A 13,238-nucleotide genomic window follows, 5' to 3' on the forward strand; every position below is an offset into this window, starting at 1 on the left:
TGGGAGCCGGCTTGCCGGCGATGAGGCCGGTACAAGCGATCACCTGCGCGGGTCGAACGCCTCGCGCAGCGCATCGCCGATGAATACCAGCAACGACAGGATCAGCGCCAGGGCAAAGAATGCGGTGAAACCTAGCCACGGCGCCTCGAGGTGCTGCTTGCCCTGGGTCACCAGCTCGCCCAGCGAGGCGCTGCCGGCGGGCATGCCGAAGCCGAGGAAGTCCAGCGCGGTCAGGGTGGTGATCGCCCCGGTGAGCATGAACGGCACGTAGGTCAGGGTCGCGTTGAGGGCGTTGGGCAGGATATGCCGCAGCATCACCTGGGTATCGGAAAGCCCCAGTGCGCGAGCGGCCTTGACGTATTCCAGGTTGCGCCCACGCAGGAACTCGGCGCGTACCACATCCACCAGGGTCAGCCAGGAGAACAGCGCCATGATCCCCAGCAACCACCAGAAATCCGGCTCGACGAACCCCGACAGGATGATCAGCAGGTACAGCACCGGCAACCCCGACCACACCTCCAGCAGGCGCTGGCCGAGCAGGTCGACCCAGCCGCCGTGGTAGCCCTGCAGGGCGCCGGCCGTGACGCCGATCAGCACGCTGAGCAGGGTCAGGGCGAAAGCGAACAGCAGCGAGACCCGCGTGCCGTACAGCACCCGCGCCAGCACGTCGCGGCCCTGGTCGTCGGTACCCAGCCAGTTGCTCGTGCTGGGCGGGCTGGGGGTGGGCACCTGCAGGTCGTAGTTGGGCGTGTCGGCGCTGAACGGGATCGGCGCGAAGAGCATCCAGCCGCCCTGGCCCTCGATCAGCTGACGCACGTATTGGCTGCGGTAGTCGGGCTGGAACGGCAGTTGCCCGCCGAACTGCTGCTCGGTGTAGCGCTTGAGCGCCGGGGTGTACAGCTCGCCCTGGTAGCCGAGCAGCAAGGGCTTGTCATTGGCCACCAGCTCCGCCCCCAGGCTCAGCAGCAACAGCCCGGCGAACAGCCACAGCGAGATCCAGCCGCGGCGGTTGTCGCGAAAGCGGCGCAGCCGGCGCCGGGCGATGGGCGAGAACATCAGTGGCCCCTCGCGTCGAAGTCGATGCGCGGGTCGAGCACCGTGTAGCACAGGTCGCCCAGCAGGCGGATCAACAGCCCGGCCAGGGTAAAGATGAACAGGGTGCCAAACACCACCGGGTAGTCCCGCGACACCGCTGCCTCGTAGCTCATACGCCCGAGGCCATCGAGGGAGAAGATCACCTCGATCAGCAGGGAGCCCGCGAAGAACACCGTGATCAGCGCCTGGGGTAGCCCAGCCACCACCAGCAACATGGCGTTGCGCAGCACATGGCCGTATAACACGCGCCGTTCGCTCAGGCCCTTGGCCCGGGCGGTGACCACGTACTGGCGCGCGATCTCGTCGAGGAAGGCGTTCTTGGTCAGCAGGGTCAGGGTAGCGAAGCCGCCGATCACCAGGGCGCCGACCGGCAGCACCAGGTGCCAGAAGTAGTCGGCGACCTTGCCCAGCAGGCTGAGCTGGTCGAAATCGTCGGAGACCAGGCCGCGCACCGGGAACCAGTTGAGTGAGGTACCGCCAGCGAACAGCACGATCAGCAGCAGGGCGAACAGGAACGATGGCAAGGCGTAGCCGATCACGATCAGCGCGCTGCTCCAGGCATCGAAGCGGCTGCCATGGCGTACCGCCTTGCGGATGCCCAGCGGGATCGACACCAGGTAGGTGATCAGCGTGGCCCAGAAGCCCAGCGACAGGGTCACCGGCAGTTTCTGCACGATCAGGTCGGTGACTTTGGCGCCGCGGAAGAAACTCTGCCCGAAGTCCAATCGGGCGTACTGTCCGAGCATCAGCCACAGGCGTTCGGGCGCGGACTTGTCGAAGCCGTACTGGCGCTTGATCTCCTCGATCAGCTTGGGGTCCAGGCCACGGGTGGCGCGGGACCCGCCTTGCACCGCCTCGACCCGTGCACCAGGCGCGCCGCCGCCGATACCCTGCAGGCGCGCCACGGCCTGTTCCACCGGCCCGCCGGGCGCGGCCTGGACGATGGCGAAGTTCACCAGCAGGATCGCCAGCAGGGTGGGAATGATCAGCAGCAGGCGGCGCAGGATGTAGGTGGTCATGGCCCTTTCCTTAGGCGCTCGGCCATCTGTTGGGTGGTCAGTGCCCGTGGGCTGACTTCCCACCAGGTGTCCAGGCCTTCGTCATAGGCCGCCTGCACTTTGGGCAGGCCGAAGCGGTTCCACCACACCGTCGAGCTGCCAGGCGGGTAGTAGTTGGGGATCCAGTAGTAGTTCCATTGCAGCACCCGGTCCAGGGCGCGGGCGTGACGCAGCATGTCAGCCTGGCTGTTGGCGCGCACCAGACCGTCGAGCAGGCGGTCCACCGCCGGGTCCTTGAGCACCATCAGATTGTTCGAGCCGGGGTCGTTGGCCGCTGCGGAACCGAAGTAGTTGTACTGCTCGCTGCCCGGCGACAGGGTCACCGGGTAGCCGGTGACGATCATGTCGTAGTCGCGGGCCATCACGCGGTTGACGTACTGGGCGGCGTCGACGTTGCGGATGTTCAGCTCGACGCCGATCTGCGCCAGGTTGCGCTTCCACGGCAGCAGCAGGCGCTCCAGGCCCGACTGGCCATTGAGGAAGGTGAAGCTCAGCGGCTGGCCCTGGGCGTTGACCAGTCGATCGCCCTGGGGATGCCAGCCGGCTTCCTGCAGCAAGGCCAGCGCCTGCAACTGCTGCTGGCGGATGATGCCGGAGCCGTCGGTGACTGGCGCATTGAACACCTGGCTGAACACTTCGTCCGGCACCTGGCCGCGCAGCGGCTCGAGCAGCTTGAGTTCCTCTGCGTCGGGCAGGGCGCGGGCGGCCAGCGGCGTGTTGGCGTACAGGCTCTGTTGGCGGATGTACATGTTGCGCATCATCTGCCGGTTGCTCCACTCGAAATCCCAGAGCATGGCCAGGGCCTGGCGCACGCGGCGGTCCTTGAACTGCGGCTGGTCCAGGTTGAACACGAAGCCCTGGGCGATCTGCGGCTTGGCCGGGCCCAGGTGGGCACGGCGCAGGCGCCCGTCATCCAGGGCCGCGCCGTTGTAGCCGAGGGTGTAGGCGGTGGCGGAGTACTCGCGGTTGTAGTCGTAGCCACCGCCCTTGAGTACCTGGCGGGCCACTTCGGTGTCGCCGAAGAATTCGACGCTAATGCGGGCGAAGTTGTACAGCCCGCGTGCGACCGGCAGGTCCCGCGCCCACCAGTTCGCATCGCGCTCGAAGGTGATGCTGCGGCCGTTGTCGATCCTGCCGATGCGATAGGGGCCGCTGCCAACGGGTTTGTCGAAGCCGGCGCCGTTGGCGAAGTCGCGCTGGCGCCAGTCATGCTCGGGCAGCACCGGCAGGCCGGCCAGCTCCAGCGGCAGGGTGCGGCCATGGGGCTGCTTGAAGTCGAAGCGCACCTGGCGCGGGCCTTCGACGGTGACCCCGGCGACGTCGGCAAACTGGGTGCGGAACTTGAGGCTGCCCTGGCTCATCAGCAGGTCGTAGCTGAAGCGCACATCCTCGGCGCGCACCGGATTGCCGTCGGCGAAAGTGGCGCGCGGGTCGAGGTAGAAGCGCAACCAGGCGTCGTCGGGGCCGCGCTCCAGGCGCTGGGCGATCAGGCCGTAGACGGTGTAGGGCTCGTCGAGCGAGCGTATGGCCAGCGGCGCATATAACCAGCCGTCGACCTGGCTGACGCCGATGCCCTTGTCGATATAAGGCAGGATATGGTCGAACTGGCCGATCTCGATGGCCGAGCGGCGCAGGCTGCCGCCCTTGGGGGCGCCAGGGTTGACGTAGTCGAAGTGGTGGAAGTTCGCGGGATAGCGGGGGGCTTCACCGTAGACGGTGAGGGCGTGGGTGGGGGCGGCCTGTAGTGAAAACGGCAGGATCAGGCACACGCAACTTGCAACCACACAGCGCATGATCATGTCGAAACGGCTTTTGTGGGAGCGGGGCAAGCCCGCTCCCACAACGTTCGCTCCTACAGGAACGAGCACGGCAATGCCGGATCAGTCCTGGCGGCTGGTCACTTCCAGCAGGTGGTAGCCGAACTGGGTCTTCACCGGGCCCTGGACGACGTTCAGCGGCGCGCTGAAGACCACGGTATCGAACTCGCGAACCATCTGGCCCGGGCCGAACGAGCCCAGGTCGCCGCCCTGGCGGCTGGATGGGCAGGTAGAGTTGGCCTTGGCGACTTCGGCGAAGTCGGCGCCAGCTTCGATCTGCGCTTTGAGTTCGTTGCACTTGTCTTCGCTGGCAACCAGGATGTGGCGGGCGGTGGCTCGGGCCATGGGTACTGCTCCTTAGGTTCGAAAAGGCAAGCCTAGCGCACTTGCTCGTGCCCTGTCTCGCCAGGCTTGCCGCAGAGACTCACAGGCGCGCGGCGGCGTCGCGCAGCAGTGCTTGCGTTGCGTCCCAGCCCAGGCAGCCGTCGGTGATCGACACGCCGTACTTCAGCGCGCCTTTGCCGAGAGTCTGGCAGCCGTCGAACAGGTGGCCCTCGAGCATCACCCCGAGCAGCGAGCGGTCACCGCCCAGGCGCTGGGCCAGCACGTCCTCGAACACCGCCGGCTGGCGCGCCGGATCCTTGCCGCTGTTGGCGTGGCTGCAGTCGACCATGATGCGTGGCGCCAGACCTGCCTTGGCCAGACCCTGACGCGCCAGGGCGACGCTCTGGGCGTCGTAGTTCGGGCCCTTGTGCCCGCCGCGCAGCACCAGGTGGGTGTCGGGGTTGCCCAGGGTCTCGATGATCGCCGGGTGGCCCTGCGTGTCCATGCCGAAGTGACGATGCGGGTGGGCGGCGCTGCGCATGGCGTCGCAGGCGATGCCGATACCGCCGTCGGTGCCGTTCTTGAAGCCGACCGGCAGCTCCAGGCCACTGACCATCTCGCGGTGAATCTGCGACTCGGTGGTGCGCGCGCCGATGGCGGCCCAGCCCAGCAGGTCGTCGAAGTAGCCGGCAGCCATCGGCTGCAGCAGCTCGGTGGCGATCGGCAGGCCGCGCTCGAGCATGCCCAGCATCAGGCCGCGGGACAGGGCGATGCCGGCGTGCATGTCATCGCTGCCGTCGAGGTGCGGATCGTAGGCCAGGCCTTTCCAGCCCACGGTGGTGCGCGGTTTTTCCACGTAGGCGCGCATCACCAGCAGCAGCTTGTCGTCGACCTCGCGGCTGAGCGCGGCCAGGCGGTCGGCGTACTCGAGGGCAGAGCGCGGATCATGGATCGAGCAGGGGCCGACCACCACCAGCAGGCGTTCGTCGCGGCCTTCGAGAATGGCGCGGATCGCCTGGCGCTGGGCATGGACTTGCTGGGTGAGTTCGCTGGACAGCGGCATCTGCTGCTTGAGCAGGTGCGGGCTGGGCAGGCGCTGGCTGACGGTGGTGTTGGCTGCGTGCGGCTGGGTCAGGGGCAGGGCGAGATTCGAGGCTTGCATGGCGTTTTTTCCCTGGGCGGACGGCGGGTTCTGGCCCGCGCGGTCGGCCCTATAGAGGTGTTCGACTGATCGTCAAATGGGGTGTCTGTGCGGCATTGCCACCGGAAATCGACCGAACGGAGGCGGCAGGCTGGCCCGAACGGAACTGGCTAAATCGCCATGCATAGGTGCGGTAGTAGGTGGTGTGGTTCATGACGCTGTCCTCAAGGTAATCGGTATGTTTCGTGGGCCCGGAAAAGCAAAACCCCCGGTCGGGGAGCCGACCGGGGGTTTGAGTATTCTCATGTTCGGCGGCCCCTCGAAGGTGGGCGCCGGATGGGTAATCGGCGCCTAGTGGCTAAACCAATACCCAAAATAAAAGCTGGCAACGGCGTTACGACCGGCAACGGCCAGCACGCGGTGCGCGGAGCGACCGGTGTGGTTGGCGTGGTTGCGGGTTTGTTTCGACATGTTGCTCTCCAGTGATTGGGACCGAGCTTACTGCACCTTTGCTCGGGTGTTCAATCACTAAATGCTATCGAGGCGATTGACCCGGCTTCAGCCCTTTAGCCTGCGCTCCAATGCGGCCCCCAATTAAGGGGGAAAATGCCCAGTTCATCCTTCTCCATCTCGCAAATATCTGATTAACAACGACTAAATTCATGGCATAAGCCTTGCTCACCTCCCCGCAGTATCCCTGTGTCCCCGGAGGTGCCCCATGTCGACCCCTCGCAAAGGCCTGGTCCTGTCCACCTTGCTGCTGGCCTTGCTGGGCTGGCAGGTCTCCAGCGAGGCCGCCGTGCAGTGCCAGCGCACGCTGGTGGCCAACGTGGTGGCGCTGGATCAGCCACTGATGTTCAACCGCCTGGGCGCGCAGAACGCCAATGGCATGATCTTCGCCCTGCGCCAGGACGTGGTGGATGAGCGCCGCGTACCCTTGAGCAACGGCGGCGCCGCCGTGCCAGGCAAGGTCACCCTGCGCCCGGACAAGCGCCCGCGGCCGATTGTGCTGCGAGTGGCGGCCGGTGATTGCCTGACTGTCAACCTGACCAACCTGCTGGCTTATCAGGCCAATCCCAACAAGCACGGCATCGGTCACGACGAGAACGAAGTTGAAGGCGAGGAAGCAGAGGGCGCCGTACTCGACGAGCAGGGCAACGAAAATCTTGTTGCTGATGAACAGGTGACCGACCGCCACGTCGGCTTCCAGGTCAACGGCATGCAGGCGGTCAACAGTATCGGCGACATTTCGGCTAACACCGGTCGCAACGCCAACTTCCTGGTGACACCCGGCAGCACCCGCAGCTATACGTTGTACGCCGAGCGCGAAGGTGCCTTTGCGGTCTCCAGCCGCGGTGCGCCATTCGGCGGCGAGGGCAATGCCGGGAACGTCGCCAACGGCCTGTTCGGTCAGGTGGTGGTGGTGCCCAAGGCCGGTCGCACTTACCGCAACACCCTGACCGAAGAGGAGATGCGCCTGGCCACCACCGGCCGCACCGCCACCGGTCAGCCGGTGATCGACTACCAGGCGCGCTATCCGCAAGTCCAGCCATGGATCGCCGAAGGCAAGGCTGGCAAGCCGATCATCGCCATGGTCGACGGCGAGGAGATCCTTAATAGCGAGACCGATGCCATTGTCATGGGGCCCAACCCCGACGGCAGTTTCCCGAAAGCCACCTACCCACTGGAAAGCGTCGGCAAGCGCAACCCGGCGCTGCCCAACCGGCTGGAAGCCTTCCGCGACTTCGCCTCGCAGTTCGCTGACGAAGTGGCTGGCACCCAGGCTTTCCCCGGCTATTGGGCGGACCCGGTCATGGGCCATGTGCTGGAGCCGACCCGCGACTCCTTCATGATCAACTACGGCTCTGGCGGCATGGGCGCCGAGGTGGTGGCCAACCGTCTCGGCGTGGGGCCAATGCACGACTGCTTGTCGTGCGCCTATGAGGAATTTTTCCTCAGCGCCCACACGGTGGGCGATATCGGCACCCTGGTGGACATTCCGGCCAACGTCGGGCTGGAGCATATGCGCCCGGGCGAAACGCCGCCAGCCAGCGCTACCGGGGTCAAGGCGACCATGGCCTTGTTCCCGGCGGAGCCGGCCAACGTCCACCACAGCTACATCGGTGACTTCACCAAGTTCCGCAACACCCACAATGGCCACGAGCAGCACATCTTCCACCTGCACGGGCACCAGTGGCTGTTCAACCCCAACGACGACAACTCCGACTACATCGACGCTCAGGGCATAGGCCCAGGCGTGGGCTACACCTACGAAATTGCCAACGGCGGCTCCGGCAACCGCAACCGGGTGGCGGGCGATGCAATTTACCACTGCCATTTCTACCCGCATTTCGCCCAGGGCATGTGGGCCATGTGGCGGGTACATGATGTGTTCGAGCCGGGCACGCGCCTGGCGGTCAGCGGCGAGGGCGAGAACGGCTTCCACACCACGCCGTTCGCCCTGCGCAATGGCAAGCCGGCCCCGGGTGCCCGGGCGCTGCCCGACGGCGAGATCATCGCCGGCACGCCGATCCCGGCCATCGTGCCGCTGCCCGGCAAGGCCATGGCGCCGATGCCGGGCAAGGTCACGGTGGTGCCCAAGCTGGCCGAGGCCCTGGTCGCCGAACATGACGATGAAGAAGAAGAGCAGGGCGACGATCACCCCGACGAGCCCGCCACGCCGCGTGCGGTTGGCTCCCTCGCGCTGGTCGATCGCAGCGAGACCAATCGCAACGCTGACGGCAGCCTGAAAAACCCCGGCTACCCGTTCTGGATCGGCGGCATGGAGAGCAGCGTCGGCCAGCGTCCGCCGACTCCGCCGCTGGACATGCTCGACCCGGCCATGGCCCGGCAGCTCAAGGACAGCGGCAAGGCGCTGTGGGCCAACCTCGATCCCAACCAGGTCGACGGTTGGGACGGCGGCCTTGGCCGGCACACCCTCGACGGCGTGTCTGCCGGTGGCGACGCCGTGACCACCACCACCAAGCTGGACTTCTCCAAGGTGGTGCACAAGGCCAAGCCGATCTACCTACCCGAAGAGGGCACAGAGGTCGAACAGGCGGCCATGCAGTTCCACGCCAAGGCCGAGCACCAAAGCTTCGCCCTGATCCCCGGCGGCGCGCCGGTGGCCAAGGCCTTCCGCACCAACGGCGCCTTGCCGACGGCGGGCGCGCCGTACTATGAGCCGTGCATGGACGACCGTGGCAAGCGCCTGACCCAGTCTGCGGGCGTTGGCGAGTTCTTCAGCGGCGAAAACCTCACCGGCATGAGTTTCCGCGGTTCGTCCACCTTCACCGCCGACCGGCCGCGTATGTACAAGGCGGCCAACATCCAGTTCGACGCGGTGTACAACAAGGTCGGCTACCACTTCCCGCAGGCGCGCATCCTCGCCCTGTGGGAAGACGCCTGGCCGGTGATCACCAAACAGCGCCCACCAGAGCCCTTGGTGATGCGCATGAACACCTTCGACTGCACCCAGTACGTGCACACCAACCTGATCCCGTCGTTCTATGAAATGGACGACTACCAGGTACGCACCCCGACCGACGTGATCGGCCAGCATATCCACCTGCCCAAATGGGACCTGACCGCCGCCGACGGCTCGGCCAACGGCTGGAACTACGAGGACGGCATCCTCTCGCCCGGCAGCGTGGTCGAGCGCGTGCAGGCCATTCGCAGCTTCAACAACTGCACCGAGGGTGACACCCGCGACGGCACCGCCGCCTGCCCGAAAGCCAAGCAGCATCCGTACTTCGGGCGCTTTGGCCGGGCCGACTGGCTCGGCGCGCGCAGCGCGATGCAACGCTGGTTCGCCGACCCCCTGGTAAACGTGCACAACGTCGACCGTGGCCTGGGTACCATCTTCACCCATGACCACCTCGGCCCATCGACCCACCAGCAGCTCGGGCTGTACGCCACCGTGCTGGCCGAGCCCGCAGGCTCTACCTGGTACCACGCCGAGACCGGCGAACAGCTGTACAACCCGGCGACCCGCCAGGATGGCGGCCCGACCTCGTGGCAGGCGGTGATCCAGACCGGCGATCACGACGGCGATGGCAAGAACGACAGCTACCGCGAGTTCTTCCTCGAGTACAGCGACTTCCAGCATGCCTATGAAGCCGGCGTGTATGTCGGCGCCGGTCCCAACGGGGTGCCCGATGGCCAGGCGTATCCGGCCACCGCCGACAGCTTCCGCTACGCCATCAACCCGCCAGTGCGCGGCAAGGCTTCCACCCTGCTTGAGGCGATCGTCGAGGAACGCGGCGGCATCAACCCTGGCTGCCCGAGCAGGCCATGCCCGCAGGCGATCTCGGTGGACGATCCCGGCATGTTCGTTGTCAACTACCGCAACGAACCGCTGGCCCTGCGTGTGTTCGATCCCAACAAGGTCGGCCCCGACGGCAAGCGCGGCATGCAGGCCGACGGCCCCGGCGGCGATCTGGGTTACGCCTTGCAGTCCCGGACCGACCGCGCCATACCCGCGATGAACCTGGCGCCGTCGGCGATTACCCAGGCGGTCGGCCCGACGGGGGGCACCACACTGTTCCCACCGCACGTCAACAAATCCGGCAGCGAACCGGGCGACCCGTTCACGCCGATGCTGCGCACCTATTCGGGCGATAACGTGCGCCTGCGCATGCACGCCGGTGGACATGAGGAAGAGCACAACGTCACTCTCCATGGGGTCAAGTGGCTGCAGAACGGCTCCGGCTTCGGCAACAGCTCCAACTCGGGGTGGAAGTCGTCGCAGATGATCGGCATCTCCGAGCAACTGGGCTTCATGGCGCCGGTGTCGATGATCTCCAGCTCCGCCGCCACCAACGGTGACTACCTGTACTCCCTGGATGCGGCGCTGGAAGGTTACTGGAACGGCATCTGGGGCATCATGCGCAACTACACCGCCCAGCGCGCCGACCTGTTCCCGCTGCCCAATAATCCGCAGCCTGTGGCCATGCGCAATACCGTCAACTTCGATGGTATCTGCCCGAAAACCACCAGCAACCCCAACGGCATCGGCACTCGTCCCACGGTCAAGCGCAGCTACGAAGTTGTCGCGGCGCTGGCGAACGATATACTCGAAAATCGCAACAACGTGGCCATCAATGACCCCAACGGCTCCGGCCAGCATGTCGGCGGCCCGCTCAAGGTTAACGGCGGCACGCTGGTGTTCAACAGCCGGCGCACCAGCATCCCGCTGGTGAGCGGCATCGACCCGGAGGATGGCGAGACCTTCACCATCGGCGGCCACAGCGCGCCGCTGCATGACCCGACCGCGATCCTCTATGTGCGTAAGGCCGATCTTGACCCGAACACCGGCAAGCTCAAGGCCGGGGTGCCGGTGGAGCCGCTGATCCTGCGGGCCAATGCGGGCGACTGCATCAGTGTCACCCTGGAAAACCGCCTGCCCCTGGTCATGCCCGACTTGCCCAGCACCGCCGTGATGCATAACGTGGTCAAGCGCGACCGCTTTGACGCAGAAGGCGCCACGGCCTTCGCCAACAACCTGATGCGCCCGTCCAGCCACGTGGGCCTGCACGCGCAGCTGCTGGCCTACGACATCACCAAGTCGGACGGTGTCAATGTCGGGCTCAACCCGGTACAGACAGTGCCGCCTCGCGTTGGCAGCAGCGGCGCGTATCCGACCAAGGTGTACCAGTACTATGCCGGGCATCTGGAACGCGAAGGCAAGCCGACCCTGCAATTGGGTCGCACGGTGGACAACATCAACACCACCGCCATCGAGTTCGGCGGCCTCAACCTGACCCCGGCGGATGTGATCAAGCAGCCGCAGAAAGGCCTGGTGGGCGCCATGAGCATCCTGCCGCAGAACGCCACCTGGACCGAGGATAGCGCCAGCCGCGCCCAAGCCACAGTGAAAGTCAGTGGCCAGGCTGACTACCGCGATTTCGTCACGGTGTGGCAGCGGGCGCTGAACATGCGCTGGGCCGACGGCGCGCCTGTGGCGGGGATCAATACCGAGGGCAACGGCGCGGCAGGTGATCCGCAGGACAACGGCAACATGGCGCTCAACTACAAGACCGAGCCGCTGTGGCTGCGCTTCAACATGGCGCCGACTCGCCGTTCGGTCATGCCAACGGGCTGGGCTTCGCCGACATACCCAATGCCCACATGGCCTACAGCAATGCCCTGGTTGGCGGTGATCCGCTGACACCGGTGCTATACGCCAAGCCTGGCCAGCCAGTACGCAACCACGTCGTCATGCCAAGCGGCGGGAGCCGAGGCATGACCTACCAGCTGGACGGGCACCTGTGGCCAGTGCACAACTACCAGGCCGAAAAAAGCGATGTGGACGGCTATCCCATGGGGGTACCGGGTATCGGCTCGGTGCGCTTCGGCTACAACCCGATGGCAATGTACGTGGGTGCACAGGAAAGCGTGCTGCCGGCGGCCCACTTCAGCTTCATGCTGCCCAGCGCGGGTGGTGCCAACGCGGTGCCCGGGGATTACCTGTTCCGCGACTATGCGGCATATGGCAACACATCCGGGCTGTGGGGGATCCTGCGGGTGACCAACGAGCAACCGCCGGCGGTGGCGCCTGCGCAGTAAAGGGGCCTGGCGGCCTGACCGGGAAGTGGTCAGGCCGCCAGGCATTCGCCGACAGGACTGCAATCGCGTCGGTAAACAACAAGCCATCAAAATTTGCGGCTTTATCGCCTTGCCGCTGACTCACCTTGAATGCCGACCTAGCTGGAATGTACGCCGTATCAAAGCCCCACCCAGCGAACTCTGCCAGCCAACGGCACCACCTCGCCCCCTGCCGTGGGCAGTGCCCGCCCCAGCAGCCCCATGCCTTCGCTGACCAACACCCCATCGCGCACCAGGCACAGGTTGGACGGGGTATCCAGGCCTTGGGCAAGCACCGTCACCTGCTCGGTCTGCAGGTTGCAGTGCAGGAGCCTGCCTGAGAAACGGGTGAAGCCGCCATGCCGCGCCTCACCTTGCCAGTCAGGCGTCAAAGGTTGCTGCACGCTGTCGCAGAGCTCCAGCACCAGCAGGTTGCCGCTGCGATCCAGGGCCAGGCCGGTGGGCAGCTGCAAACCCTGGACAACTACCTCGATGCGTCCATCGGCTGGCCAGACCCGGATGACCTGTCCGGCCCTGTCGGCAAAGTCGATGCCCTTGCGCAGCGGGTCACCGTGCAGCTCGCCGGAGAACAGACTGATCAGCACTGCGTCCGTGTCAGGTTCGTACACCAGTGTGACGGGCACGGCCTCCTGGCCTTGCTCCAGTTCGGGCAGCTGCGCCAGCACGCGCTCCTGCTGGTCATCGACGAACTCCACCAACTGGTTGCTATCGGGCTTGACCGCCAGCCAACTGCGCCGGGATGGATGAAAGCACAGTGCGTTGAGGTTGCCGCGACTGTGAAACACCGGCTCGGGCGGGTTGAACTGCAGGTCGAGCAACCTCGAGCCCTCGACATAGTCGGTCTGGCTGGCCAGGCAGCGTCCGTCACCGCAGGCGATGTCCGACAACCCCATGATTTCGTCGCGCAACATGCGCGCTTGCATGTTCATGGTGCGAAAACCCTGTGCCAGGGTTTCCCCGGGCAAGTAGGCGCCGGGTGAGGTCGGGTCCGGTCGCAGTCGACTGATCCGGCCGCTGAAGGGCTGCTCGGGCAGGCCGGACCCGGCCTCGGCCAGCAGCAGGCTGCCATCGGCCTGCAGACAGATGCCGCGTGGGTTGAGCAGACCCTCGGCGATGAGGGTGCTGGGGCGCAGCGTTGCGCGTGGATGTGTGGGGATATGAATAGTTGCAGACATCGGCTTCTCTCCGTGAGCGAAC

At 65.9% G+C, this 13,238-nt stretch carries 6 protein-coding genes and 1 pseudogene; 1 reads left to right on the plus strand and 6 read right to left on the minus strand.

Annotation, left to right across the window (positions count from 1 at the left end; all coding sequences use genetic code 11):
* Window positions 1-39: 39 nt before the first annotated feature.
* The 5 genes from C3F42_RS00865 to C3F42_RS00885 form a co-directional block, all read right to left on the minus strand.
* Window positions 40-1,056, minus strand: coding sequence for an ABC transporter permease (locus C3F42_RS00865; protein ID WP_094009978.1), 1,017 nt, complete (start codon window positions 1,054-1,056; stop codon window positions 40-42).
* On the minus strand, window positions 1,056-2,114 hold the full coding sequence (locus tag C3F42_RS00870; protein WP_094009977.1) for a microcin C ABC transporter permease YejB: 1,059 nt from the start codon (window positions 2,112-2,114) through the stop codon (window positions 1,056-1,058). Before C3F42_RS00870 ends, C3F42_RS00865 begins: the two co-directional genes overlap by 1 nt.
* Window positions 2,111-3,946 (minus strand): extracellular solute-binding protein, encoded by a 1,836-nt coding sequence (locus C3F42_RS00875; RefSeq protein ID WP_371920602.1) that lies wholly within the window; start codon window positions 3,944-3,946, stop codon window positions 2,111-2,113. The genes C3F42_RS00870 and C3F42_RS00875 overlap by 4 nt, the downstream gene beginning before the upstream one ends.
* An 87-nt stretch (window positions 3,947-4,033) precedes the next feature.
* Complete coding sequence (locus C3F42_RS00880; protein WP_094009975.1) at window positions 4,034-4,315, minus strand: peptidylprolyl isomerase; 282 nt, start codon at window positions 4,313-4,315, stop codon at window positions 4,034-4,036.
* A 79-nt stretch (window positions 4,316-4,394) separates the two neighbouring features.
* Window positions 4,395-5,456 carry a 3-deoxy-7-phosphoheptulonate synthase gene (locus C3F42_RS00885; protein WP_104443806.1) on the minus strand — a complete coding sequence of 354 codons (1,062 nt, stop codon included), beginning with the start codon at window positions 5,454-5,456 and terminating at the stop codon, window positions 4,395-4,397.
* A 697-nt stretch (window positions 5,457-6,153) separates the two neighbouring features.
* On the opposite strand from C3F42_RS00885, the pseudogene mnxG reads away from it, so the two are divergent.
* A pseudogene (gene mnxG / locus C3F42_RS00890) lies at window positions 6,154-12,002 on the plus strand (manganese-oxidizing multicopper oxidase MnxG).
* A 158-nt stretch (window positions 12,003-12,160) separates the two neighbouring features.
* On the opposite strand, the gene C3F42_RS00895 reads toward mnxG, so the two are convergent.
* Window positions 12,161-13,216 (minus strand): hypothetical protein, encoded by a 1,056-nt coding sequence (locus C3F42_RS00895; RefSeq protein ID WP_038706172.1) that lies wholly within the window; start codon window positions 13,214-13,216, stop codon window positions 12,161-12,163.
* Between the last annotated feature and the right edge of the window lie 22 nt (window positions 13,217-13,238).

Origin of the sequence: Pseudomonas sp. PONIH3 (assembly GCF_002934345.1) — a bacterium.
GTDB lineage: Bacteria > Pseudomonadota > Gammaproteobacteria > Pseudomonadales > Pseudomonadaceae > Aquipseudomonas > Aquipseudomonas soli.